Consider the following 24369-nt stretch of genomic DNA (forward strand, 5'->3'; position numbering starts at 1 on the left):
TGTCCCAGGAGCAAATCTATGACCGATCCTAAAACCGTCTCTGCAGAGCCCGTTCTCGTTGAATTCGACAATGGAATTGCCTTTGTCACGCTTAATCGTCCGGAAAAGCGCAATGCGATGAACCCGGCCTTGAATATCCGTATGATGGATGTGCTCGATGAACTGGAGGCAGACGAGCGCTGCGGCGTTTTGGTCATACGCGGTGCGGGCCAGTCCTGGTCAGCCGGAATGGATCTCAAGGAATATTTCCGAGAGAACGACGGCAAGGGCCGCGCTGCGGTACTGAAAAGTCGCCGTCAATCCGGCGGCTGGTGGAACCGGCTGATGTATTTCGAAAAGCCGACCATCGCCATGGTCAATGGCTGGTGCTTCGGTGGTGCCTTCACTCCGCTTGTCGCCTGCGATCTTGCGATTGCCGCCGATGAGGCGACCTTCGGGCTTTCGGAGATCAACTGGGGCATCCTGCCGGGCGGCAATGTGACCCGCGCGGTTGCCGAAGTCATGGGCCACCGCGATGCGCTCTACTACATCATGACCGGCGAGACCTTTGGCGGCCAGAAGGCGCGCGAGATGGGCCTCGTCAATGAATCCGTGCCGCTTGCCGATCTCGAGACTCGTGTTCGGTCGCTTTGTGCCACGCTTCTGGAGAAGAATCCGACAGTCCTCAAGGCCGCCAAGGATACCTTCAAACGGGTGCGCCACATGCCTTGGGAGCAGGCGGATGACTACATCTATGCCAAGCTCGAACAGATGCTGCTGCTCGACAAGAGCAACGGTCGCGCCGAGGGCCTCAAGCAGTTTCTCGATGACAAGACCTACAGGCCGGGGCTTGGGGCCTATAAGCGCTGAGGGTCGCAATCACCGCGCTTGTAATGACATCGTCATTGCATGGATTGTAATGATTATGTCTTTGCGTTATGATGCCGAGGAACAACGGAGCAGCCTCATGACGCAAACTGAGAACAGGTCCACAGCAAGCATTCCGCTGAACATGCGGATCAAACCTCAGACTCGCAATCTGATTGATCGGGCGGCAGAATTGCTTGGCAAGACGCGAACGGACTTCATGCTGGAGGCATCCGAGCGCCGGGCGGAAGAAGTCTTGCTGGACCGGACAGTCTTCAGGGTGAGCCCGGAGGTCTATGCCGAATATCTCGCTCGGCTGGACGAGCCTGTCCGCCCCAATGAAAAGCTGCGGCACACTATGGCCGCCAAAGCGTCGTGGGATGCAGAGTGAGACTGAGCAAGCCGGTTCCGCTGGCAGATCATCACCAATTGGCTGATTTTTCTTCGGGTGTGCCCGAACTGGATAACTGGTTGCGACGGCGGGCGTGGACCAACCAGGTGAATGGGGCTTCCCGCACCTTCGTCGTCTGCGATGAGGGCAAGGTGGTTGCCTATTACGCGCTGGCTTCCGGCTCCGTGAGCGTGGCAGAAGCGCCGGGACGGCTCAAGCGCAACATGCCGGATCCCATCCCTGTCGCGGTTCTCGGGCGGCTTGCCGTCGACAAGGCCTATCAAGGGCGGTTCATAGGAAGGGCCCTGGTCCGGGATGCGTGCCTTCGTCTGCTGAATGCCGCGGAAATCCTGGGTATTCGCGGCATATTGGTTCACGCGCTCTCTGAGAATGCCCGCGCATTTTACGAGCGGGTCGGGTTTATCCCGTCCCCGCTCGATCCGATGACGCTCATGATCAGTCTGCGCGATCTGGAAGAAGCGCTTCGCTGACAGGATTTCGATGCCGAATGCATGAAGCCAGAGCGCGCTAGACCCTACCCCTCAAAACGCGCAATCACTGCTCCGGCCTGCAGATAGGCGCCGGCGGCGGCTTCGAGGCGGATGATGCCGGCGCGGCTTGCCGTCACCTGCGTTTCCATCTTCATCGCTTCCATCACAGCGATCAGGTCTCCGGCTTCGACGCTGGCGCCATCTTCGACCTTGAAGGCCTGCAATGTGCCGGCAATCGGAGCGGCAATGGCGGACGCATCCACCGCCTGCGCCGTGCCTTCGGTCTGAGTGCCCGGAGCGGAGAGGCCGCCGAGGCCTGCAAGCAAGGATGCCGGAATGCCCAGCGCATGGCGCTTGCCGTCGATCTCGACATGGGTACGGATCATCGAAGCATCGCCCAGCGGTTCCGGGCGCGCCATCGCATCGAGCTTGTCGGCGAAATCGGTTTCGATCCAGCGGGTGTGGACCTTGAAGCCGTTCTCGCCGGTGAAGTCTCTTTCTTCCAGGATAGCGCGGTCGAAGGGCAGCACGGTTGCCAGTCCTTCGATGTTGAACTCCTTCAATGCGCGGCGGGCGCGGGCGATCGCCTGTTCGCGTGTGGCGCCCGTGACGATCAGCTTGGCCATCAGGCTGTCGAAGGTGCCGGGAACCGTCGAGCCGGTCTGCACGCCGCTGTCGAGCCGGATGCCGGGGCCGGAGGGTGCGTCGAATGCGGTGATTTTGCCAGGCGTCGGCAGGAAGCCGCGACCGGGATCCTCGGCATTGATGCGGAACTCGATCGAGTGGCCGCGTGGTGCGGGTGTCTCGGTGACGCCAAGCTTTTCGCCGGCCGCGATACGGAACTGCTCGATCACGAGATCGATGCCCGTCGTCTCCTCAGTGACGGGATGCTCGACCTGCAGGCGGGTATTGACCTCGAGGAAGGAAATCGTGCCGTCTGCGCCGAGCAGGAACTCCACCGTGCCCGCGCCGGAGTAACCGGCGGCCGCACAGATGCGCTTGGCCGCATCATGGATCGACTGTCGCTGGCTGTCGGACAGGAAGGGCGCCGGGGCCTCTTCGACGAGCTTCTGATTGCGGCGCTGAAGCGAGCAGTCGCGCGTGCCGAGAACGAGCACATTGCCATGCTTGTCGGCGAGAACCTGCGCCTCGATATGGCGCGGGCGATCGAGAAAGCGCTCCAGGAAACATTCGCCGCGACCAAAGGCGGCCTTGGCCTCGCGCACGGCAGATTCGTAAAGCTCCACCACTTCTTCCATCTTCCACGCGACCTTCAGGCCGCGACCGCCACCGCCAAAGGCCGCCTTGATCGCCACCGGCAGGCCGTGCTTTTCGGCAAAGGCAACCACTTCCGCTGCGGTCTCGACCGGGCCGTCGCTGCCGGCAACCAGGGGAGCGCCGACCGAAAGGGCGATGCGGCGCGCCTCGACCTTGTCGCCGAGCGCATCGATGACATGCGGGTCGGGACCGATCCAGGTGAGGCCCGCTTCCTGCACAGCGCGGGCGAATTCGGCTCGCTCGGAGAGGAAACCATAGCCGGGATGAACCGCATCGGCGCCGGATTTCTTGGCAATCGCGATCAGCTTGTCCATGTCGAGATAGGTCTCAGTCGGTCGGCTTCCATCGAGGCCGTAGGCTTCGTCGGCAAGCGAGACGTAGACGGCGTCTACGTCGGGATCGGCATAGACGGCGACCGATTGCAGGCCATGGTCATGGCAGGCGCGGATGATGCGCACGGCAATCTCGCCGCGATTGGCAATCAGCACTTTCTTCATCGAATGTTTCCTCACAGTCGTGTTGCGGCCTGTCATGGCGTGTTGCGGATCAGCCCCTGACGGGCTCGATCTCGGCAAAGCGCGTGATCGGCCGGAATTGGATCCGGGCATTGACCGGGATCTGCCCGGCGAGATCGAGATGGTAGTCGGCGACGGTTCCGATGACCGGATAGCCGCCGGTCAACGGATGATCGGCGAGGAACAGCACCGGCTGGCCGCTATGGGGCACCTGGATGGCGCCCGTGGCCGTGCCTTCGCTTGGCAATTCCGCGGCATCCCTGCGTTCCAGCGCCGCAGCGCCTTCGATCCGGATACCGACACGGTTGGATTGCGGCGTGACGGTGTAGACCTGCGCGCTCAGCGTTTCGATGCCTCGATCGGTGAACCAGTCGCTACGCGGTCCCATGACGACGTCGAGGGTCACGATGTCACCGGGGGCAGGATGGTCGAAGGCTGGTGCCTCGTCGAGCGAAACCGGCATGAGACCGGTGCGGTCCGCCTTCACAGTCAGTTCGGCTCCGGCCATCACAGGGTCCGGCCCGACGACGGCGAGTGTGTCGGTTGAGGCACTTCCCAGCACGGGGGAAACCTCAAGCCCGCCACGGATCGCGAGATAGCTGCGGGCACCGTGCGGCGCAAAGCCGAAGGTGACCACATCGCCCGCTTCGAGCGAGATCGGGCGATAGGTTTCCGCAGACCACAGGGAGCCAGCCGCATTGCGAATGGTGATCGGGCAGGGTGCACCGGTCAGGGCCATGACGGTACGGCCCGTGACTTCAAAGGAAAATCCGCCAAGTGTGATTTCCAGTGCGGGTGTCTCCACCGGATTGCCGACAGTGCGGTTGGCAGCCTTGATGGCTCCCTGGTCGAGCGCGCCGGAGGCCGACACACCCTGGCCGGTCTGGCCAAAGCGGCCGAGATCCTGGAACAGGGCGGGCATGGGCGATGCAAGCACCTTGAGCGTGACTTCATCGCTCTTCTTCGCCGGTGTCTTGCCTTGCGAGGTCGCGAGGCCGGCTGGTGCCGCAACCGCATGGGTTTGCCGAGCCATATCGGTGAAGCGCACGCGGTAGCCAGGCTGGAACAGGGCCGGTGGGTCACGGGTAAGATCCCACATTTTCAGCGGTGTCGTACCGATGATCTGCCAGCCGCCGGGGCTGTTTTGTGGATAGACGCCTGAAAAGGCACCGGCAAGCGCCACGGAGCCTGCCGGGATCTTGGTGCGTGGGCTCTGGCGGCGCGGCACCTGAAGGGCCGGATCGCCGCCGACGAGATAACCGAAACCGGGCGCAAATCCGCAGAAGGCGACGGTGAAGACACTTTCCGTATGACGACGGATGACCTCCTCGACTGAGAGGCCTGTCAGGCCGGCAACATCCGCCAGATCCTCGCCGTCATAGTGAACGGGGATCTCCACCAGCTTGTCGGATGGAGCGATCTTTGCCGAGAGATCGCGGCCGGCAATGGCGCCGGCGAGACGCTCGGGCGTCAGCTTTTCCGGCCGGAAGCGGATCATCAGTGTACGGGCGGCCGGCACCATGTCCTCGATGCCGTCGACAGGATCGGCTTCGAGCGAGGCAAAGAGCGCCAGTGTCTCGTCGAGATCCTTCAGTTCGACAAGCAGCACGCTCAGGCTGACGGGCAGGAAACGCATCGGAACCTCAGGCGTGGTAAGCGGAATCGGGGATATCGGTGATGAACATGTGTCCCGGCGCATGGGTAATGGCAAAGGGAACACCTGAAGCCATAACAGCGGCCTGGGGTGTCACGCCACAAGCCCAGAACACGGGCACTTCGCCGGGCTCGATGCGGACGGGATCGCCGAATTCCGGCTTTGCCAGATCCTTGATGCCGATCTCCGAGGGCGCGCCGACATGCACGGGCGATCCATGCACGGCCGGGAACCGGCCGGAAATGGTGGCCGCATCGGCGACGCGGGAGGCGGGGATCGGGCGCATCGACACGACCATGTTGCCATGCAGGCGACCTGCGGGCCGGCAGGGCGTGCTGGTCAGATACATCGGCACATTGGTCTTGTCAGTGATGTGGCGGATCTCGATACCGGCTTCGACCATCGGGGTCTCAAAGGTGAACGAGCAGCCGATCAGGAAGCTGACGAGATCCGGATGCTCGGCCCATGCGGCCGTTGCATCCGCCGTCTCTTCGGCCAGCTTGCCGTCGCGCCAGATCCGGTAAAGGGGCAGGTCCTTGCGCAGGTCCGCGCCGGGCGCAAGCAGGGTGGCGTGTGAACCGGGATCGGAGACGTCGAGCACCGGGCATGCCTTGGGATTGCGCTGTGCATAGAGCAGGAAGTCGAAGGCCCAGTCGCGCGGCAGCACGATCATGTTGGCCTGGGTAAAGCCGGGCGCAATGCCGGCCGTGGGTTCGATGGCACCCTGGCGATAGCGATCGCGGGCGATGCGCGCTGGTTCCGCATTGACGTGGCGGAGATTGTCGATGGAGATCATGTCTGGTCCTCCCTGTCGGCTCAGCGGGTAAGGAACGAGCGGATGGTGATGCCATCGGCTTCGAAGGCCTTGCGGATCTCCCGTGCAATGGCAACGGCGCCGGGGCTGTCGCCATGCACGCAGATCGATTGCGCATCGACCTTGATCGTCGAACCGTCAATGGCCTCCAGAGTGCCGTGCTTGGCAAGCTGCAGCATCCGGCGGGCGATGAGGTCCGTGTCATGCAGCACGGCACCCGCTTCGCGGCGGGAAACCAGTTGGCCGTCCGACGTATAGGCCCGGTCCGCAAATGCTTCGGCGACAACCTTGAGGCCTGACTTGCGCGCCAGATCGAGGATCGGCGCGCCGGCAAGTCCCATCAGCACCAGCGAGGGATCGACAGCCTTGATGCCGTCGATCACCGCCTGGCCCTGTTTCGCATCATTGGCGATGCGGTTGTACAGGGCGCCATGCGGCTTGACGTAGCCGACCGAAACGCCGGCCGCCTGAGCGACGCCCTTGAGGGCGCCGATCTGGTAGATGACGTCGGCGGTCAGTTCCGCCGAGGTCACGTCCATGTCGCGCCGGCCAAAGCCGACGCGGTCGGGATAGGAGACATGCGCACCGATCGACACACCCTTGGCGGCTGCGTCCCTGACCGTCTTCAGGATGCCGACGGGATCGCCGGCGTGAAATCCGCAGGCGACGTTGGCGCTGGAAACGATCGAAAGCATGGTTTCGTCGTCCCCCATGGTCCATGCGCCGTAGCTTTCACCGAGGTCGCTGTTCAGGTCGATGGCGGTCATGTCGTCCTCCCTTGTCGAAATCAGGCTGTTGCCGTCAGCAGCGCGAAGATCGGGCCAATGGACTTGTAGCCCATGTACCAGGTGAGCGCGCAGGTGAGGGCGCCCAGCACCAGCAGCCAGCGCGGATAGCGATATCCGCCCATCAGGTCTGCGCGGGCCCATGCTGCATAGATGAAGATGGACAGGCCGATCGGCAGGATCAAGCCGTTCAGACCACCGACGAAGACCAGCATCTGTGCCGGAGGCGTCGTGATGATCACGTAGAAGAACAGCGAGACGGCGATGAAGATGACGGTCGCGATGTTGCGGGCGCGCTCGTTGATGTCCTGCTTGAACACGGTGATGAAAGAAACCGAGGTATAGGCGGCACCAATGACCGAGGTGATGGCGGCGAACCAGAGCACGGCACCGAAGATGCGATATCCGACATCGCCAGCCGCGGCCTGAAAGGCCTGGGCCGCCGGGTTTGCGCCCTTGCCGGAGACGTCGATGACGACGCCGCTGGCAACCACGCCGAGAATGGCGAGGAACAGAACGTAGCGCATCAGGCCGGTGACGGCGATGCCGGTCAGGGCTGCGCGGTTGACGGCGCCGAGATTTTCGATCCCGACCGTGCCCTTGTCGAGCAGGCGATGCGCACCGGAATAAGTGATGTAGCCGCCAACCGTGCCGCCGACGATGGTGGTGATGGTGGCAAAGTCGATCGTGGATGGCAGGAAGGTCTGGAAGATGGCATCGCCGACCGGGGGCTGCGAGACGATGGCCACGTAGAGCGTCAGCAGGATCATGGCGATGCCGGCCACGACGATCAGGCGGTCGATTGCAACGCCGGCACGATGCGACGTGAAGATGCCGATGGCGATCAGTGCGCTGATCGCGCCACCGATTTTCGGGTCAACTCCAAGCAATGCATTGAGGCCGAGGCCGGCGCCGCCGATATTGCCGATGTTGAAGAACAGGCCCCCAATGATGACCAGAACGGCAAGCACGTAACCGGTCCCTGGGATTGCCGCATTGGCGATGTCGGAAGCGCGCATCTTGGTGAGCGTGACGATCCGCCAGATGTTCAGCTGAACGACGAAGTCGATCAGGATCGATGCCAGGATGGCGAAGGCGAAGGCCGCACCAAGCTTGGTGGTGAAGGTCGCGGTCTGGGTGATGAAGCCGGGGCCGATGGCCGAGGTGGCCATCAGGAAGATGGCAGCGATCAGCGCGGCGCGGCGCGTGCGGGTGGACATGCCGGCGGGTGCCGTGTCCGTCGAAGTCTGTTCCATGGTTCCCTCTTTGGTTGACCGATCATGCGCCGGTAAGCCCGGCAGGATTTGTTAATCAGCAAGTCCAGGTTCCTTGCGTTTCACAATTCTGTCAAGATCGTTCAACGATTTTATTTTGATCGTTCGACTATTCTGCTTAAACTATAGGCTTGATGACGTTGAAAAGGGCGCGTTGCCTCGACAAGAACAATCTTTGGACGAACCCGGCTGGGCCTTGTTCCACTCTGCCGGCTGCGGGATAACCAGCTGACAAATCAGATCGGCATTCAACAGCGCCGATGGAGGGGCCGCGACATGGTGGCCATGAGAGAATGACGGAACTTGAAACGACAACACTTGCCGCACGTCTGGCACAGGCGATCCGCGACAAGCTGATCGGTGGGGAGCTGAAACCGGGGCAGCGGGTCTCCGAGGCTGCACTAAGTGTGGACCTCGATGTGTCACGCAACTCGCTGCGTGAGGCATTTCGCCTGCTGACAAAAGAAGGACTGCTGCGTCATGAGCCGAACCGCGGCGTTTTTGTTGCGAGCCCAAGCATGGCGTCGATCATCGATATCTACCGCGTCCGGCGCCTGGTCGAGTGCCAGGCGCTCGCCAATGCCTATCCGAACCACCCGGCTGTGTCGCGCATGCGCGAGGCCGTGAAGACGGCGGAGGCGGCTCGCGAGCTTAAGGACTGGGCCGTGGTCGGTAACGCCAATATGGCCTTCCATGCCGCCATTGTTGATCTGGCAGACAGCCAGCGGCTCAGTACTTTCTACGCCCAGATCGCAGCCGAGCTTCGCCTGAGCTTCGGGCTCCTGCATGATCCGGAACTTTTGCATGCACCCTATGTCGCGCTGAACGCGGGTATTCTGGAGCGTCTCTCGGCAGGCGATCCGGGAGGTGCTGCAAGCGCGCTCGAGGCCTATTTGCAGCAATCTGAAAGGACGGTCCTCGCCGCCTTTTCGCGGATCGACACGAAGTCTTGATCTCGCTCTGATCAGAGCGATGCCGTGATCCCGCCGTCGACATAGAGCACGTGCCCGTTGACGAAGGAGGCAGCGTCTGACGCAAGGAAAATGCAGGCTCCGACCAGCTCTTCCACCTTGCCCCAACGCCCTGCGGGCGTGCGCTTGGCAAGCCAGCCGCTGAATTCAGGATCGGCGACCAGTGCGGCATTGAGCGGCGTTTCGAAATAGCCCGGCGCAATGGCATTGCAATTGAGGCCATATTTCGCCCAATCGGTTGCCATGCCTTTGGTCAGGTTGCCAACGGCACCCTTGGTTGCGGTGTAGGGGGCAATCGACGGTCGGGCGAGCGCCGTCTGGACACTGGCAATGTTGATGATCTTGCCGCGGCCGCGGCTGATCATGTGGCGCGCAACGGCCTGGCCGGTATTGAAAACGCTGGACACATTGGTGCCAAGAAGTCGCTCAAAGGCTTCCGCGGGAAAATCCTCAAGCGGGGCGCGGTGCTGCATGCCAGCATTGTTGACGAGAATGTCGATCGGGCCGGTCGCCTCTTCAAATCCATCGATCGCCTGCCGCACCGCGGCGTGATCGGTCACGTCGAATGGAAGAAGCCTGACGTCGCTGCCTAGAGTTTCACCGGCCTGTTCCAGCTTGGAGAGATCTCGCCCATTAAGTACCACCTCGGCGCCGGCGTCCTGAAGCCCGCGGGCAAGGGCAAGACCAATGCCTTGCGAGGATCCGGTAACGAGCGCCCGGCGCCCGGTGAGGTCAAATAGAGTGCGGCTCATCGGCGCGTCTCCCTTTTTGGGTTTTCCCGTTCTTCTTAAGGATCTCTGCCCTATGGCAAACGTCCAGGCTCAGACTTGTTCCTCAGCCTTCAGGCTTGCTTCCTTGAAGCGCGCTTCAAATTCAAGCCGGAGAGCGCGGCGAATATCTGCCGCCCGTTGGCGCCGCTTGCGGGCCTCTGTCTTTGCCACATAGGGCGGAACCGCAATCGGCCGACCCTCGGCATCGACTGCGACCATGGTGAAATAACAGGAATTGGTGTGCCGGCGCTCGCCGGTTCTGATGTTTTCGGCTTCGACCCGGATGCCGACCTCCATCGAGGTTCGCCCGGCCTGATTGATCGAAGAGCGAAACGTGACGAGCTCGCCAACATGGATCGGCTGACGGAAAACCACCTGGTCTACGGAAAGTGTTACCGCATAGTGCTGGGAATAGCGCGAGGCGCAGGAATAGGCCACGCGGTCGAGAATGTTGAGAAGGGCACCGCCATGGACCTTGCCAGAAAAATTCGCCATATCGGGCGTCATCAACACCACCATCTCCAGCTGGCTGGTGTCATGCTTCGTCTCGTCCATGCTTTGCCTTCCTTGCACTCGAAGGGCGCTTATGCCCATCTTGGCAGACTAGGACAAAGCGAAAGCGCCTGAAAAGGCCCTTTGGCGGACGTATGGTACGCCGATCACATCTGTACGAAATGCCCCGGTGTGACTTCGCGGTATTCTCGCTGAGGCGGCACATAGCCGACGGGCCGGACGGGGCTTTTCAGTTCGTCGATGGCCGCGCTCCGCCTCAGGCCACGCCGCTCAGGGTCGGGTACTGGAACAGCGGCCATCAGCTTCTTCGTGTAGGCGTGCTGCGGATTGTCGAAGATGGCGGCGCGCGGACCGATCTCGACGATTTCACCGAGATACATCACAGCCACCCGGTGGCTGATCCGTTCAACCACAGCCATGTCATGACTGATGAACAGGAAGGCGATATTGAACTCTTCCTGCAGATCCATCAGCAGATTGCAGACCTGCGCCTTGATCGACACGTCGAGCGCCGAGACGCTTTCGTCCGCCACGATGACCTTCGGGTTGAGCGCGAGCGCCCGGGCAATCGCGATGCGCTGGCGCTGGCCGCCGGAGAATTCGTGCGGATAGCGATCCATCATTTCCGGATCGAGCCCGACTTTGCGCAGGAGATCTGCGACTTTGTCCTGGGCTTGCTGGCGCGTTCCGAGGCGATGTTTGAGGAATGGCTCGGCGATGGCGGCGCCAACCGTCATGCGCGGGTTGAGGCTTGAAAACGGGTCCTGGAAAATCATCTGGACGCTGCGGCGCATCGCGCGCAGACTTGGCTGATCGAGCCGAAGAACGTTGTAACCGTCGAGCTGGACTTCGCCGCTATACGGCTCGACCAAACGGGTGATCGATCGCCCCGTTGTCGATTTGCCGCAGCCGCTCTCTCCGACGATCGACAGGGTCTCGCCCTGGAAGAGGTCGAACGAGACGTTTTCCACGGCATGGACAGCACCCGTCTGCCGACCGAAGAGGCCGCTGCGGATGGCAAACCGCGTCACCAGGTTCTTGACCGAGAGCACCGGCGTCTGTCGCGTATCGACGGTATCTGCGACTTCCGTTGGTTTGCTCGCCTCGCCCGACCCGATGTCGACGATCGGAAAACGCAGTGGCCAGGCATGGCCGTGCATCGAGCCGAGTTTTGGTACGGCGGCGAGGAGCGCCCGTGTGTAGGGGTGCTGGCCGCGATGAAAGACGTTGGCTGTACCTCCCTGCTCGACCACGTCTCCGCGCAGCATGACGATGGTCCGGTCGGCGATCTCGGCCACCACGCCCATGTCGTGGGTGATGAAGAGAACGGACATGCCGTCCTCCTCCTGCAGCTCCTTGATCAGATCGAGGATCTGGCCCTGGATGGTCACGTCGAGTGCCGTTGTCGGTTCGTCGGCAATCAACAGGTTCGGGCGCGAGGCGAGTGCCATGGCGATCATCACGCGCTGGCGCATGCCGCCGGAGAACTGGTGCGGATAGTCGTCGAAACGGTTCGTCGCATTGGGAATGCGTACCTTCTCCAGCATGCGGATCGTCTCGGCACGGGCTTCGGCCTTTGTCATGCCCTTGTGCCGCGTCAGCACTTCTGAGATCTGTCGCCCAATCGTGAAAATCGGATTGAGGCTCGTCATCGGCTCCTGGAAGATCATCGCAGCTTCATTGCCGCGCACGGTCTGCATGTCCTTTTCCGGCAATGCCAGAATGTCCCGTCCGTTCAGCCAGATGCGCCCCTCGACACGACTTTGTTCGCGGGCCAGCAGTCGCATGATCGAGAGCGAAGTGACACTCTTGCCCGAGCCGGATTCGCCGACAATGGCGACGGTTTCTCCAGGCTTCACGTCGAAGGAAATGTTGCGCACCACCGTCCGCCACTGGCCATCGACGAGGAAAGACGTGGTCAGGTCCTCGACGGAGAGAACGGCTGATGTCTCGATCTTTGCGGCAGCTGTTTTCATGGCGTTCATTGCTTTCCGGGTCGGGTACTTGACGTGCGCTTCTGATGCGGTCTGTGTCAGGCAGGCTTGAGCGGCGTGGCGAAGGAAGGCGAGGGACGTCCCTCTGCAATGCGGGCCGCTTCAAGGGCGGCGATCTTTTCGTCGATCAGTCGCCGGTCGGTCAGACCGTGAGGATTGGCGCGGGTCGGCATAGTCTCGGCCACATGCAGAAAGCGTTCCTGCGCCACCGCGTAAAGTCTCCTCAACTCGCTCAGCGGATTGGGATGATCGTCGGCGCGAATGTCGAGCCAGGGATAGTCCTGGTCTCGGAAGACTTTGAGCGTTGCTGACTGCCGTCCCCGCTTGTCGCCACCGGCGGCTTCTCCGGCATCCATCGCCGCCAGAAGCCGTTCGGCAAGCGGCGTGCCGGAATTCGCCTTGTACACACGCAGGGTTTCGGCAATGACGGCCGGGCCGGCCAGCATGTTGCCGGCGACGGAAACATTCTCGTCGATCAAGTGCCCGGCCCACTCGATGCATTTTTCACCTGTGAAGGCAGCATTGCGTCCTGTCGCATCGATCAGATGCAATTGCCGTTGCTGGGATCCATTGTCTCGGGCGGTCAGGAACTCCACGACCGCATCCGGCGCATGGCCATCGGCCAGGAGTGCAAGGCCATCCGATCCGTAGAGCGGGCTGACAAAGGCCTGGGTCGCGATGGCGCCGATCCCGCCGCGGATGAAGGGTACGACGGCGCCGACCGCGAAGAAGCGGCTGGCGACTGCAATGCCGAGATGGCCGGTGTCAGGATCGCGTGCGACGATAGACCAGGTCATGGATCACCTGCCGATCGCATAGGCTTGCATGAGCCGCGGCGTGGCGGCTGCCCGAAGCAATCCGTTCCCGTCGCGACGAGCAGCGGTAAGCCGTCCGACAGTCCAGGGATCGGCCTCGGTGATGTCGTGGCCCATGGATCTCAGTTGCTTGATGGTCTCAGCACCAATTGAGCTTTCGATCATCACATTGCCCGGCTGGCTGGTGCGCGGATAGAAGGAGCCGGGGAAGTGGGCGGTGTGGAACAGCGGCATGTCGATGGCTGCCTGTAGGTTCTGCCTGTGGTGCACATACCGCAGGAAGAAGGACAGCTGCCACTGGTCCTGCTGATCACCGCCCGGCGTTCCAAAGGCCAGGGTCGGTCGGCCTTCGTGGAGCGCAATCGATGGTGTGAGCGTAGTGCGCGGCCGCTTTCCAGGGGCGAGCGAGGTCGGCAGACCGGGCTTCAGCCAGAACATCTGGGCACGTGAATTCAGGCAAAAGCCGAGGCCGGGAATGATCGGCGAGGATTGCAGCCAGCCGCCCGATGGCGTCACCGAGACCATGTTGCCCTCACGGTCGATGACGTCCACATGGACGGTATCGCCGCGCTTTTCAGTGAGGTGGGCCATGGTCGGCTCGTAGACGGCGCCCGTTCCGGACATGGACGCAAGCATCGTCATGGTCTGGTCGTGCTGGCTTTCAAAACCCGGCAATCTGCCTGGGCGCAGCTCCATGGATGCGACATTGCTGATCAGCTTTCGGCGTTCAGCATTGTAGGCATCCGCAAGAAGCTGTTCCATCGGTACGGTGGCAAAGTCTGGGTCACCGTAGTAGACTTCACGGTCGGCATAGGAGAGTTTCATTGTCTCGACGACCGTGTGCACGAAATCCGCACCCAGCGGGTCCATCGCCGCGATATCAAATTCCTTGAGCAGCGCCAGAGATTGTAGCAGCACCGGGCCCTGGCCCCACGGCCCTGTCTTGGCAACCGTCCAGCCGTGATAGTCGAAGGTCTGTGGTGCTTCCACGGTTGCGGACCAGCCGGCCATATCGTCAGCGGTCAAGACACCCTTGTGCCGGCTGCCGCTGGCATCCATCACGTCGGCGGTCTTCAGATAGTCCTCGATCGCTTCGGCGACGAAGCCCCGGTAGAAGGCGTCGCGGGCAGCATCGATCTGGTTCTCGCGACCGGTCGCGCATTCTGCCTCATTGATGATGCGGGTGTAGGTGGCGGCAAGAACCGGATTGCAAAACAGTGCATGCGGCTCAGGCGCCACGCCGCCGGGAAGCCAGGTCTCATAGGACGTCGGCCACTCCTTCTCGAAGAACTCCGCTAGCCCCTTGATCGTGGCCGAGACGCGCGACAGCATTGGGTGGCCGTGCTGCGCATAGTGGATGGCAGGTTCGAGCACGTCGCGTACGGTCATCGTGCCGTAGTTCCGCAGCATCAGCATCCAGCCGTCAAAGGCGCCGGGAATGACGGTGGCGAGCAGGCCATCGCCGGGGATGATCGACAGCCCCTCGCACGTATAATGCTCGATGGTCGCGCCAGCCGGGGAAGGCCCCTGCGCGCAGATTACCTCGACCTTACCGGTCTTCGCCGAATAGATCAGCGCCGGCATATCACCGCCCGGGCCCACAAGATGCGGCTCCAGAATCTGCAGCACAAAGCCGGTTGCAACCGCTGCATCAAAAGCATTGCCGCCGTTTTCCAGGATGCTCATGCCGACGGCAGAGGCGATCCAGTGGGTGGAGGTGACGACACCAAATGTTCCGAGGATCTCCGGGCGGGTGGTAAACTCAGTCATGCAATGTTCCTTTGCAGGTAGTCCTCAGGATTCTCGGGGGTCGAGCGCATCGCGCAGACCATCGCCGAGCAGATTGAAACCGATCACGACCAGGAAGATCGCTGCTCCCGGCCACATGGCCATCCAGGGCGCCTGATCGAGAAAGTTCTTTGCGACATTGAGCATCGAGCCCCAGCTTGGTGCGGGTGGCTGCTGGCCAAGCCCGAGGAATGAGAGGCTTGCCTCCGCGATGATGGCGGTTGCAACGGTCAGGGTTCCCTGGACGATGATTGGGGCGGTGATGTTCGGCAGGATGTAACGGAGCATGATGTCGAGATGGCCAAGACCGATTGAGCGGGCGCCTTCGACATAGTCTTCTGTCTTCACGGCCAGCACCTGGCCGCGCGTCAGGCGCACGAAAACCGGCATCGCCGAGAGGCCGATGGCAATCATGGCATTGCTGAGGCTCGGTCCCAGAAAGGCTGCGAGCGCAATCGCCATGATCAGGAAGGGCAGGGCGAGAAATGCCTCGGTGATCCGCGAGATGATCTGATCGATCCAGCCACCGAAATAACCGGCGATCAGACCGAAGGGCACGCCGATAGCGATGGCGATGCCGACAGAGAATATGCCGGCCATCAGCGACGCCTGCGCCCCCCAGATCATCCGGGACAGGATATCGCGACCAATTTCGTCGGTACCCATCCAGTGCGCCGCCGATGGCGCTTTCCTGATCGCGGTCCAACTGGTGGCCAACGGATCAGCGATCGGGAGGAGGGGGGCGATGAGCGCCAGCATGGCGAAAAACAGGATGACGGCCAGACCGGCAAGGGCGCTGCGATTAGCCCTGAGCTTGCGCCAGGCCCGATTGCCGCTTTTCGCAGGGACGCCACCTGTCACCGTAACATCAAGTGTTGTCATAGGCTGGCCCTCATGCGTGGATTCAGGATGACGTAAAGCACGTCGGCAACCAGGTTCATCAGGATGAAACCGACGGCGGTGCACAGCACAACGCCCTGGACCACGGCATAATCGCGGTTGAATACGGCATCGACGATCAACTTGCCGAAGCCCGGAATGGTAAAGATCTGCTCAGTCAGCACGGCGCCTGCCAGGAGTTCGCCAAAGAGAAGCGCACTGAGAGTGACGATAGGCAGCAACGCATTGCGGAAGGTGTGGCTGAGAATGACGACCCGTTCCGACAAGCCCTTGGCGCGGGCGGTGCGGATGTAGTCGGACTTCATCACGCTCAACATGGCCGACCGGGTGTGGCGCATCAGAGTGGCGGCAAGGGCAGTCCCCAGCACGAAGGCCGGCATGATCATTGTTTCGATGGAGCGAACCGGATCGACAAAGATCGATTCATAGCCTGAGGCGGGTAGCCAGCCGAGTTTGACCGAGACCAGCAGGATCAACATGATCCCGAGCCAGAAGTTCGGAATGGAGAGACCCGACAGAGCGACGATATTGGCGACATAGTCTATGACTGTGTTCTTCTTGACGGCGGCCAGGATCCCCATGGGGACGCCGATGACGAAGGCGAAGATCATAGACATGATTGCCAGCTGGATTGTGACTGGCAGCTTTTCGCCGATCAGTTCCAGAACGGGCTGGTTGGTGCGCAGCGATATGCCGAAATCACCCTGCAGCACATTGGCGATCCAATAGCCGTATTGATAGATCACAGGGTCGTTCAAGCGATATTTGTCTCGCAGGAACGCCAAGACCTCAGGGTCGCGCTCCTCGCCCGCCATCGCGAGGATGGGATCGCCAGGCAAGAGCTTTTGCAGCGAGAAGACGAAGATCGATATGATCAACAGCGTCGGGATGGCGACCAGCAGCCGTTTTCCGATGTAGATATGCATGAACATCCGGTCCTGATTTCGGGAGGTTCCTGCGGAGCGACCAATGCTCCGCAGGAGAGATCGAGACGGATCAGCCTTTCTTGACGCCGATCAGGCGGATCATGCCGTCTGGTGAGGGCACGAAGCCTGTAACCTCTTTCTTGGTTGCCCAGATCCAGGACTGGTGGCCGAGATAGATCACCGGAAGGTCTTCGTTGAGGATCTTGCCGGCGGCATCGTATTTCTGTTTGCGCACGGCATCATCGGTCGAAGCACGCGCTTCGTTCAGTAGCGTGTCGACTTCAGGGTTGCAGTATTTGGTGTCATTGATACCGCCCTCGCAGGTGACGAACTGATGCAGGTTACCGTCAGGATCGACGCGTCCGGACCAATCCGACCGGCTGAGCTGATAATTGCCCGCAGTTTGTTCGCTGAGCAGCGTGGCGAACTCGGTGGTCTTCAGGCTGACATCGAAGCCGGCCTCGGCCACCATTGCCTGGACGATCTGCATCATCTGGGCGGCAACCGGGTTGTTTGGGATCTGCATTTCGATCGGCACGCGTTCGAAACCAGCCTCCTTGATCAGCGCTTTGGCCTTTTCGAGATCGCGGGCAGGGACCGGCAGATCCTTGTTGAACCACGGGCTGTTCGGCGGGAAGGGCTGGTTGCCGCCCACGGCGGTGCCTTCATAGACGACCTGGGTCAATGCTTCCCGATCGATTGCAAGCGAGAACGCCTGACGCAGACGCTTGTCTATGCCGAGCGGATTTTCGGCCCGTGCGCCATTTGCAATGTTCACATAGAGCGCCATGTAGCCAATGTTGACGACATCGGCATAGTTGAGGCTCTCATCGGCCTTGACCGAAGCCGCATCTGTGGCGGCAAGTCGCTCGATCATGTCAAGCTCGCCGGAGCGCAGGTTGGCAAGCCGCACAGTGGTGTCAGGGATCGGCAGGTAGGTGACCTTGTCGATAAAGACCTTGTCCTTGTCCCAGTAGTCGGCGAATTTTTCGAGGACGATCCGGTCCTGCTGGACACGCTCGACGAATTTGAATGGGCCGGCGCAGACTGGTGCGGAGCCGAAATTGGCGCCAAGTTCGGCGGCCGCCTTTGGCGAAACGATCATCCCGGCGCGGTCGGACAACTGGGCCAGAAGGGTCACGTCTGGCGCCTTGAGCGTGAAGGTGACCTCGTAGTCCCCCGTCGCTTCCACCTTTTCCACCGAGCTCAATTCGCTTTTGCGGCGGGATTCCGGCAAGCTCTTGTTGCGCTCGATGGTGGCAACAACGGCCGCTGCATTGAAGGGCGTACCGTCGTGAAACTTGACGCCTTCGCGCAGTTTCATGGTCAGTTGCGTGCCATCGGCAGACCAGGCCCATTCGGTGGCCAGTTGCGGCACGATCTTCAGCTCCGGCGAAACGTCAACGAGCTTGTCACACATTGCTGTATAGACGATGCGGCCGACAAAGGTGCGGGACTGGGCAGGATCCAGCACGTCGGCGTCATCCTGGAGGCCGATGCGCAATTCGGCAGAGAGAGCGGGCCCAACGAACATGGCGCTCGCCAGAAATAGGGTCGATAAACGGGACAGTATCGTCATGGTCGAAAAATCCTCTGGTCTGGTTTTCTGTTCTCATGCGTGTCGCCGGTTATGGCTCCGGCGTTCAGGTTTTGCCGGCCTTGGCCGGAATTCTGTCGGTCAGGAGACCTCGCCCGGTATGTCGCCTCCTAGGTGATCCATGGATGTCTGGCGGATCAGCCGCTCCTGCAGCATCAGGAGATGCTGCCGCATGGCTTCGCCCGCCTTGGCTGGATCATGCGAGGCAATCGCATCGATGATTGCGGCATGCTGGGCGTTGGACATGCTCATGGTGTCTGTCCGGCTTCGGGCGCGCTCTCGGATGGACTGCCAGGCGTCGTCCTGGCGCACCCGGTTGATCACGTCGAAGATGGAGAGAAACAGCTGGTTGCCTGCCGCCTGCGCAATCAGTCTGTGCAAGGCGCCGTCCCAGAGTTCCTTTGCGTCGGCGTCTTCACTGGCGGCGATCTTCTGAGCCAGTTCGCGCATGCGGTCGATGTCGCTGCCCTTGGCGCGAAGGGCTGCAAGCTGCGCCAGCTGTGGTTCGATGCGCAGGCGAACCTCCATGATCTCCATGAAATTGGTTCCGGCGACGATGGTCTCAAGCTGCTCGCCCCAGTCGTCAGGCTTCTTGCCTGCATAGGTGCCCGACCCTTGCTTTCGCCAGATCGCACCTTCGGCCTCCAGAACTTCAAGCGCCCGACGGATCGCCCGGCGGCTCAGCCCGAGTTTGTCGCTGAGCGTCCGTTCGGTCGGCAGCTTTCCATTCAAGCCAATGTCGCCGTGCCGCAGAAGCTCTCGCAGCTTGTGCAGAGCGTAGTTCGAGTTTTCAGTGGGCAGGTTCTCTGACATCATTGGTTCGAACCAATTGGCGATTGGTTCAGTGAATGCCGAATCCAACCGTTCGTCAACCTGCTTTTTATGCAAAAAAGTTTCCTGCTCAAAATTGTGGCAGGCAGCTCAATTTTGAGGGCGACACGACGGTGTCGACTTCTCGGGGCGCAGATCCAGCCATCTGCATTGGCTTTGACTTGCTCGCCGTATCCTTGCCAGTTATACTGTTTTTGAAAAACAGTATAACGCCGGAGGCGTGCCGATGAAATCCATTGACCTCATGTACCAGACAATGCTTGCCGAACTCGGGCAGCGTTCGCTGGATGCGGCATGGACGGCTGACTTTCCTCCGGCCGGCCGGTTCACTCCCGCGACTGTGAAAGGGCGCAAGTACTGGTACTTCGACACGCCTGACGGGCAAGGTGGCACAAAACGCCGTTATGTTGGCCCCGCGGAAGATCCCGATATCGCCGCGCGCGTTGCCGATCATAAACGAGACAAAGACGATTTGCGCGCGCGACGACGCATGGTCAATACGCTCACCCGCGAAGGTGGGATGATTGCGCCTGACGCGATGTCCGGCGATATCGTTGCCGCGCTGGCCGACGGCGGGCTTTTCCGGCTCCGGGCTGTGCTGATCGGCACTGTGGCCTTTCAGTGCTATTCGGGGCTGCTCGGCGTACGCCTTCCCATGGCATCGATCCTGACCGGCGATGCGGACATTGCCCAGGATTATGCGATTAGCCGGGAGGTGGAAGACAGCCTACCGCCCATCGTCGATTTGCTGCAGGGTGTTGACGCCAGCTTTCGGCCAGTTCCGCATCGCTCAGGCGTCGCAGCATCATCCGCGTTCCAGAATGCTGAAGGGTATCGGGTCGAGTTCCTGACGTCGAACCGTGGCTCCGACGACTATGTCGAGCAACCGGCCAAGATGCCGGCTCTGGGCGGTGCCAGCGCAGATCCACTCCGCTTTCTTGACTTCCTGATCCGGGACCCCGTGAGGACGATGCTGCTCCACCGAAGCGGCGTCCCGGTGGTCGTTCCGGATCCGTCCCGCTACGCTGTTCACAAGTTGATCGTCGCCAGTCGCCGGCACGTTGACGGACAGGGCCCAGCAAAGCGCGAGAAGGACATTCGCCAGGCCGCTTTGCTTTTCCAAGCCCTGCAGCAGACACGGCGTTCCGCTGATCTCGCGCTGGTCTACAACGAAGCCTGGGAGCGAGGACCTTCCTGGCAGGAAGAAATCCGTATCGGGGCGGCAATGCTGCCGGAAGTCGATGCAGAGCGGTTGAAGATCCAGTTGCTCGATGGAGCAAAGGTAAACCGCGAAGATATCGTGCTTCCATTCGGCTGAGCACAGGCGCTAACGGAAGCGAATAGATCAGGGCAAGTCGCACTTCATCCTTGAACCCACCCCGGCTACATCACTATGTGGCGTAAGATAGCTTATGGAACTTTTTGCGCATTTTGCCTATGCGGCACGCAGAGCCAGATGGTCGATCGACTGGCGAACCCAGCTTTCAAGGCGTTGAGGGTCTGATCCCGTGAGCCTGCGAAAGTCGTCGGTGATCCGCGACAATCCTCCGACACCGACGGCTGTCTCGATCGACGCTCGAATATGCGCGAGCGTCGCAGACTGTCCCGAAGCGACCAGGCCGTTGATCAGGCCTTCGATTGACACGTCCTGGACAGAGATCGGGGTGCCGATCGTGCGAGACAGAATGTCGGCAACCTCGCGATAGGAATAGCTCTCTGACCCAGTCAGCGTCAGCGTGACCTTAGCCTTTGAGGGGTTGACGAGTGCGTGGGCGGCGGCCCGGGCGACGTCGTCTCTGGCAATATAGGCAATGCGACCATTTCCGGCTGCAGATGGCCAGCGGCCAGTCGAGATGGCAGATTGTCCAGAGCAATACACGGTTTCAAAAAACGGATTGTTGCGCAGAATGGTCCAGGTTGGCACTGCGCTCGCGGCTATTGCAGCTTCGGTCCCTTCGTGATCCGGCGCGAACAAAAGCGGCGAATTGGTCGGGTCCGGCATGGACGTGTAAACGAGATAACGGACGCTACATTGTTCGGCGATTGCGACAGCCGTCTGATGCTGCAGTAGCCGGTCGCCGGGACGGTCGATCCTGTCGGTGCTAATCAAAAGCAGCCGTTCGGCCCCAGCGAAAGCGGTATCCAGCGAGGCCACATCGTCAAAGTCGGCCCGGCGAACGGTAACGCCCAGATCCACAAGCGCCCGCAGAGCATCCGGGGTCCGCGTTGCCGCGATGATATCGCCGCCGGGAACGGAATAGGTGTGCAAGAGATGGTGCAAAACTCTTTGGCCAAGTTGCCCGCTGGCGCCGCTGACGAGAATTGGACCTGCCATGTCTATTCCTTTCAGGAATGAAGTCGGGCGTTCACGAGACACGACTTGTCCACAAGAGCATGTCGGGATTGGGGCTTGGCATGCGTATGCTGGTGCAGCGGGCAAGCTGTCACGGCCGCGGGATGACAGCCATCGATCCTTCAAGCAAACGTCGAGTGCGGAAACCGTGATGCCTTCCGTGGGAGAAAGGAAGGTCCGGTTTCCGCAACGTTGCAGGTCGCGCGGCCAGAAGCGGATCGGTGCATCGTTAGCGTTGCCTGTAGCCCCTGCCCTGACACAAGGTGTTTCAGTCCTGTGCCTGCGTCCTGACGCGACTAAAGGAAACCGAGGTGTCGTCGGGAAAGTGAAGCCCCTCGTTTTCGAAAGCTTCGCGGATGGCGATCAGCGATGCCGGACGTGTCACCCGTTCGCCACCAGCCTCGATGCGTCTGATGGACGAGACCGAAACACCCGAGATGCGCGAGAGATCCTCCAGCGTCCACTCCAGAATGGCGCGCCCACCGCGAATCTGCGCTGGCATGATCGTTGGACAAAGAGCGTCATCAGACTGGTGATGGCCCTGCACTTCGTCCGTTCGGATCAGGATGCCGACCCATTCGTGCGCCTGCCCACTCTTTTTGGTGATCGGCACGGCCCGCGCGTGGAACCATTCATAGATGCCATCGGCGCGGCGAATGCGCAGATTGTTTCGGTATGGCAAGTTTGCGGCAGTCGCGCGGGCCCAATCGGCGGCAACGCGTGCCTGGTCGTCGGGATGAACGGCGGCAAGCCAACCAGCACCCGATGACTGCATTTCATTCTGACCGGTAAGCCCGTGCCAGTTCGACTGCGTCAGGGATGTGCCATCGGCACCGATGCGCCATTCCATGCTGACCAAGGCACCAAGTGCCTTCTGACGGTCCAGCATGTCCTCCAAAGCCTGGCGCGATTCATGCATGACTGTGACATCGAAGATCATTCCGATCGCCCGACTTGGCTGATCGTGCTGATCCAGGATGATTTCGGACCGCAGTTCGATCCAGCGCACGGTTCTATCTGACCTTATAACTCGGAAGTCCCGGTTGACGGGAACGCCGAGGCGGATCATCGACCATATGTCCTCGACGAGCACACGATCGTCGGGATGAACGTGCTGGCTGAGATGGGCAATCTCGAAGGGTGAGCCCGGTTGCAAGCCGAGCACCCTGTAGAACCCGCTACTCGGCCAGCATTTGCCGCTCGCGACGTCGCATGACCAGAAGCCGATCGTTCTGCGGTCCTCGACCAGCTTTAGAAAATGAGCGGAGGACACGCCAGAGGATTTAAATGTTGGCACGCCCAGTTCGGGTGGACTGCCCGCAACTTCAATAGATTGCATCTAAGTTATTCCCGCCTACGTCGTTTGATTGTATTTTCTCAATCCTTTTTCCTGCGCACGTTGCATAAAACGGCTCCTCCTCTGATCATGTGGAAGGGTTCTTCAGGATTAAGAAAACGATAAAAAAGAATATCGCCATGTAGCAAGTAGTTTTGCTCGCAATCCGAGCGAATGCCCAAAATTAATCAAAATTGTTTCTGTTGTCGACAATTGTCAATTGTACAAAAGTCGATAAGTAACCTGAGCGAGTATGTTTGACAATTATTATATCGAATATGGACCGCTGCGCGCGACTTTAGAAGCAGGCGCGAACGAATTACGAGCACCTGCAGCTTGTGATTCGCGGCTTTTTCGTGGCAGGAAAAAAGCAGGCAAAGTTGTACGAGGACATGATGTCGAATGTTGTGAAGTTTGAGCGCCCACCGGAACCCAAAGCGCCAAAACCCAAAAAGTCACTGACGATCGGGCAACGTCGGATTTTGACTTGGATCTGCTTGTCTCTGACCTTTGCTGCAGTTTGGGTGTTTTTCACGCTGACCGGCGGCTGAAGCCGGCCGGCGTCAGGTGGGGTTGATCGCTGCCGCCACAAGGGCGCCCCTTGCCCCAATGACGCGCCCGGCAAGCCTTGCCCCGGCAAGAGCGGCTTCCTGCATTGTCGAGCCCGCGAGTTCGGCGGCAAGGAAGCCTGCGTTAAAGCTGTCGCCTGCAGCTGTTGTGTCGACGATGGTATCGACAACCGGCGGCGAGACGGACGTCATGTCTCCGGTAGCATCGCACAGCAGGATCTCGCCCGCTCCGTTCTTGACGACGACGCGCTTAGCGCCCGCATCGCGAAAGCGTCGGGCGGTAATGTCGGGCGCGTCGTCACCGTAGTGAATGGCCTCGTCCTCAAATGACGGCAGGCAAAGATCACTAACGGCGATAGCGCGATTGATCCATCCACGCATTGTCTCGACGGTGTCCCAGAGCCGAGGCCTCAGATTGGGATCAAAGACCACCCTGCCCCCGCGGCCGGCAAACCGGCCAAGAGCCTCCAGGAGTGTCAGTCTGTCTTGCACGGGCAATATGGCCAGGGTTATGCCAGACCAATAGGCGATGTCCGCCTTCTCGAGCGCGATTTCAAGTTGCTCCGGATCGCTGGCGAGGCGTCGGGCAGCGCTGTCGTTGCGCCAATAGGTAAAGGACCTCTCCCCGTCTTTCAGGGTGATATAGTAGAGACCAATCGTCTTTTCTGAGATCCGCTGGATATACTGCGTACCGAGGCCTTCCGCCGCGAAGAACTCGATCATCTTGTCTGACAAGCCGTCGGTTCCAATCGCGGTGATATAGTCGACTTGGTGATCGGCGGTGAGCAGGCGACGAAGATACCAGGCTGTGTTGAGCGTATCGCCGGCAAAGCCCATGGTCAGAGTGCCGGGTGTGCCGGTCTCCGCCAATTCGCCCATGCATTCTCCGATCGCAACAAACCGCACCATATCCGTCTTGCTCCCCTTGCACGTCTCATAGACAGGCCTCAGTTATCGC

22 protein-coding genes are annotated in these 24369 nt (G+C 60.8%); 5 read left to right on the top strand and 17 right to left on the bottom strand.

Annotation, left to right across the window (positions count from 1 at the left end):
• The first annotated feature begins 18 nt into the window (after positions 1–18).
• The 3 genes from FAA97_RS17840 to FAA97_RS17850 all read left to right on the top strand — a co-directional run bounded on the left by FAA97_RS17840 (position 19) and on the right by FAA97_RS17850 (position 1728).
• The gene (locus FAA97_RS17840) at positions 19–849 is read left to right on the top strand and encodes a p-hydroxycinnamoyl CoA hydratase/lyase (protein ID WP_136599906.1); all 831 of its coding nucleotides are present in this window, start codon (positions 19–21) and stop codon (positions 847–849) included.
• A 97-nt stretch (positions 850–946) separates the two neighbouring features.
• Positions 947–1237: a type II toxin-antitoxin system TacA family antitoxin gene (locus tag FAA97_RS17845; RefSeq protein ID WP_136599907.1), complete on the top strand. Its 291-nt coding sequence runs from the start codon at positions 947–949 to the stop codon at positions 1235–1237.
• The gene (locus FAA97_RS17850) at positions 1234–1728 is read left to right on the top strand and encodes a GNAT family N-acetyltransferase (protein WP_136599908.1); all 495 of its coding nucleotides are present in this window, start codon (positions 1234–1236) and stop codon (positions 1726–1728) included. Before FAA97_RS17845 ends, FAA97_RS17850 begins: the two co-directional genes overlap by 4 nt.
• A 44-nt stretch (positions 1729–1772) precedes the next feature.
• Here the strand turns inward: FAA97_RS17850 and FAA97_RS17855 are convergent, their stop codons facing one another.
• The 5 genes from FAA97_RS17855 to FAA97_RS17875 are packed head-to-tail and all read right to left on the bottom strand — an operon-like array spanning position 1773 to position 8030.
• On the bottom strand, positions 1773–3503 hold the full coding sequence (locus FAA97_RS17855) for an acetyl/propionyl/methylcrotonyl-CoA carboxylase subunit alpha (RefSeq protein WP_136599909.1): 1731 nt from the start codon (positions 3501–3503) through the stop codon (positions 1773–1775).
• 49 nt (positions 3504–3552) lie between these two features.
• Positions 3553–5157, bottom strand: a complete 1605-nt coding sequence (locus tag FAA97_RS17860) for a 5-oxoprolinase subunit B/C family protein (RefSeq protein WP_136599910.1) — start codon at positions 5155–5157, stop codon at positions 3553–3555.
• A gap of 7 nt (positions 5158–5164) precedes the next feature.
• Positions 5165–5971: a putative hydro-lyase gene (locus FAA97_RS17865; protein WP_136599911.1), complete on the bottom strand. Its 807-nt coding sequence runs from the start codon at positions 5969–5971 to the stop codon at positions 5165–5167.
• A 20-nt stretch (positions 5972–5991) separates the two neighbouring features.
• Positions 5992–6756, bottom strand: coding sequence for a LamB/YcsF family protein (locus FAA97_RS17870; RefSeq protein WP_136599912.1), 765 nt, complete (start codon positions 6754–6756; stop codon positions 5992–5994).
• Positions 6757–6776: 20 nt separating this feature from the next.
• A complete protein-coding gene (locus FAA97_RS17875; protein WP_136599913.1) occupies positions 6777–8030 on the bottom strand; it encodes an NRAMP family divalent metal transporter in 1254 nt (417 codons plus the stop codon).
• 311 nt (positions 8031–8341) lie between these two features.
• On the opposite strand from FAA97_RS17875, the gene FAA97_RS17880 reads away from it, so the two are divergent.
• Entirely contained in the window at positions 8342–9001 is a 660-nt protein-coding gene (locus tag FAA97_RS17880) for a GntR family transcriptional regulator (protein WP_136599914.1), read from the top strand.
• An 11-nt stretch (positions 9002–9012) separates the two neighbouring features.
• Here FAA97_RS17880 and FAA97_RS17885 read toward each other — a convergent pair whose 3' ends face one another.
• The 9 genes from FAA97_RS17885 to FAA97_RS17925 form a co-directional block, all read right to left on the bottom strand.
• Positions 9013–9771 (bottom strand): SDR family oxidoreductase, encoded by a 759-nt coding sequence (locus FAA97_RS17885; protein ID WP_136599915.1) that lies wholly within the window; start codon positions 9769–9771, stop codon positions 9013–9015.
• 69 nt (positions 9772–9840) lie between these two features.
• The gene (locus FAA97_RS17890) at positions 9841–10344 is read right to left on the bottom strand and encodes an acyl-CoA thioesterase (protein WP_136599916.1); all 504 of its coding nucleotides are present in this window, start codon (positions 10342–10344) and stop codon (positions 9841–9843) included.
• 104 nt (positions 10345–10448) lie between these two features.
• Positions 10449–12278: an ABC transporter ATP-binding protein gene (locus tag FAA97_RS17895; RefSeq protein WP_206110053.1), complete on the bottom strand. Its 1830-nt coding sequence runs from the start codon at positions 12276–12278 to the stop codon at positions 10449–10451.
• Positions 12279–12334: 56 nt separating this feature from the next.
• Positions 12335–13093: a DUF1028 domain-containing protein gene (locus FAA97_RS17900; RefSeq protein ID WP_136599917.1), complete on the bottom strand. Its 759-nt coding sequence runs from the start codon at positions 13091–13093 to the stop codon at positions 12335–12337.
• Positions 13094–13096: 3 nt separating this feature from the next.
• Positions 13097–14881: a gamma-glutamyltransferase family protein gene (locus FAA97_RS17905; protein WP_136599918.1), complete on the bottom strand. Its 1785-nt coding sequence runs from the start codon at positions 14879–14881 to the stop codon at positions 13097–13099.
• 24 nt (positions 14882–14905) lie between these two features.
• Complete coding sequence (locus tag FAA97_RS17910) at positions 14906–15781, bottom strand: ABC transporter permease (protein ID WP_136599919.1); 876 nt, start codon at positions 15779–15781, stop codon at positions 14906–14908.
• Entirely contained in the window at positions 15778–16725 is a 948-nt protein-coding gene (locus FAA97_RS17915) for an ABC transporter permease (protein WP_136599920.1), read from the bottom strand. Before FAA97_RS17915 ends, FAA97_RS17910 begins: the two co-directional genes overlap by 4 nt.
• A 70-nt stretch (positions 16726–16795) precedes the next feature.
• Positions 16796–18304 carry an ABC transporter substrate-binding protein gene (locus FAA97_RS17920; RefSeq protein WP_136599921.1) on the bottom strand — a complete coding sequence of 503 codons (1509 nt, stop codon included), beginning with the start codon at positions 18302–18304 and terminating at the stop codon, positions 16796–16798.
• A 99-nt stretch (positions 18305–18403) separates the two neighbouring features.
• Positions 18404–19138, bottom strand: coding sequence for a FadR/GntR family transcriptional regulator (locus FAA97_RS17925; RefSeq protein ID WP_206110055.1), 735 nt, complete (start codon positions 19136–19138; stop codon positions 18404–18406).
• Between the two features lie 241 nt (positions 19139–19379).
• Here FAA97_RS17925 and FAA97_RS17930 point away from each other — a divergent pair, with 241 nt between their 5' ends.
• A complete protein-coding gene (locus FAA97_RS17930) occupies positions 19380–20471 on the top strand; it encodes a nucleotidyltransferase family protein (RefSeq protein WP_136599922.1) in 1092 nt (363 codons plus the stop codon).
• Positions 20472–20588: 117 nt separating this feature from the next.
• Here FAA97_RS17930 and FAA97_RS17935 read toward each other — a convergent pair whose 3' ends face one another.
• From FAA97_RS17935 to FAA97_RS17945, 3 genes are all read right to left on the bottom strand, one after another.
• A complete protein-coding gene (locus FAA97_RS17935; RefSeq protein WP_136599923.1) occupies positions 20589–21488 on the bottom strand; it encodes an NmrA family NAD(P)-binding protein in 900 nt (299 codons plus the stop codon).
• 286 nt (positions 21489–21774) lie between these two features.
• Positions 21775–22845 (bottom strand): PAS domain-containing protein, encoded by a 1071-nt coding sequence (locus tag FAA97_RS17940; protein ID WP_136599924.1) that lies wholly within the window; start codon positions 22843–22845, stop codon positions 21775–21777.
• A gap of 560 nt (positions 22846–23405) precedes the next feature.
• Positions 23406–24320, bottom strand: coding sequence for a sugar kinase (locus FAA97_RS17945; RefSeq protein ID WP_136599925.1), 915 nt, complete (start codon positions 24318–24320; stop codon positions 23406–23408).
• Between the last annotated feature and the right edge of the window lie 49 nt (positions 24321–24369).

It is taken from the genome of Peteryoungia ipomoeae (assembly GCF_004912165.1).
Lineage (GTDB): Bacteria > Pseudomonadota > Alphaproteobacteria > Rhizobiales > Rhizobiaceae > Allorhizobium > Allorhizobium ipomoeae.

Excerpts from the sequence above, each read along its gene's own strand:
- FAA97_RS17840 (WP_136599906.1), top strand. The coding sequence starts at position 19 with ATGACCGATCCTAAAACCGTCTCTGCAGAGCCCGTTCTCGTTGAATTC.
- FAA97_RS17845 (WP_136599907.1), top strand. The coding sequence starts at position 947 with ATGACGCAAACTGAGAACAGGTCCACAGCAAGCATTCCGCTGAACATG.
- FAA97_RS17855 (WP_136599909.1), bottom strand. The coding sequence starts at position 3,503 with ATGAAGAAAGTGCTGATTGCCAATCGCGGCGAGATTGCCGTGCGCATC.
- FAA97_RS17860 (WP_136599910.1), bottom strand. The coding sequence starts at position 5,157 with ATGCGTTTCCTGCCCGTCAGCCTGAGCGTGCTGCTTGTCGAACTGAAG.
- FAA97_RS17865 (WP_136599911.1), bottom strand. The coding sequence starts at position 5,971 with ATGATCTCCATCGACAATCTCCGCCACGTCAATGCGGAACCAGCGCGC.
- FAA97_RS17870 (WP_136599912.1), bottom strand. The coding sequence starts at position 6,756 with ATGACCGCCATCGACCTGAACAGCGACCTCGGTGAAAGCTACGGCGCA.
- FAA97_RS17875 (WP_136599913.1), bottom strand. The coding sequence starts at position 8,030 with ATGGAACAGACTTCGACGGACACGGCACCCGCCGGCATGTCCACCCGC.
- FAA97_RS17880 (WP_136599914.1), top strand. The coding sequence starts at position 8,342 with ATGACGGAACTTGAAACGACAACACTTGCCGCACGTCTGGCACAGGCG.
- FAA97_RS17885 (WP_136599915.1), bottom strand. The coding sequence starts at position 9,771 with ATGAGCCGCACTCTATTTGACCTCACCGGGCGCCGGGCGCTCGTTACC.
- FAA97_RS17890 (WP_136599916.1), bottom strand. The coding sequence starts at position 10,344 with ATGGACGAGACGAAGCATGACACCAGCCAGCTGGAGATGGTGGTGTTG.
- FAA97_RS17895 (WP_206110053.1), bottom strand. The coding sequence starts at position 12,278 with ATGAAAACAGCTGCCGCAAAGATCGAGACATCAGCCGTTCTCTCCGTC.
- FAA97_RS17900 (WP_136599917.1), bottom strand. The coding sequence starts at position 13,093 with ATGACCTGGTCTATCGTCGCACGCGATCCTGACACCGGCCATCTCGGC.
- FAA97_RS17905 (WP_136599918.1), bottom strand. The coding sequence starts at position 14,881 with ATGACTGAGTTTACCACCCGCCCGGAGATCCTCGGAACATTTGGTGTC.
- FAA97_RS17910 (WP_136599919.1), bottom strand. The coding sequence starts at position 15,781 with ATGACAACACTTGATGTTACGGTGACAGGTGGCGTCCCTGCGAAAAGC.
- FAA97_RS17915 (WP_136599920.1), bottom strand. The coding sequence starts at position 16,725 with ATGCATATCTACATCGGAAAACGGCTGCTGGTCGCCATCCCGACGCTG.
- FAA97_RS17920 (WP_136599921.1), bottom strand. The coding sequence starts at position 18,304 with ATGACGATACTGTCCCGTTTATCGACCCTATTTCTGGCGAGCGCCATG.
- FAA97_RS17925 (WP_206110055.1), bottom strand. The coding sequence starts at position 19,138 with ATGATGTCAGAGAACCTGCCCACTGAAAACTCGAACTACGCTCTGCAC.
- FAA97_RS17930 (WP_136599922.1), top strand. The coding sequence starts at position 19,380 with ATGAAATCCATTGACCTCATGTACCAGACAATGCTTGCCGAACTCGGG.
- FAA97_RS17935 (WP_136599923.1), bottom strand. The coding sequence starts at position 21,488 with ATGGCAGGTCCAATTCTCGTCAGCGGCGCCAGCGGGCAACTTGGCCAA.
- FAA97_RS17940 (WP_136599924.1), bottom strand. The coding sequence starts at position 22,845 with ATGCAATCTATTGAAGTTGCGGGCAGTCCACCCGAACTGGGCGTGCCA.
- FAA97_RS17945 (WP_136599925.1), bottom strand. The coding sequence starts at position 24,320 with ATGGTGCGGTTTGTTGCGATCGGAGAATGCATGGGCGAATTGGCGGAG.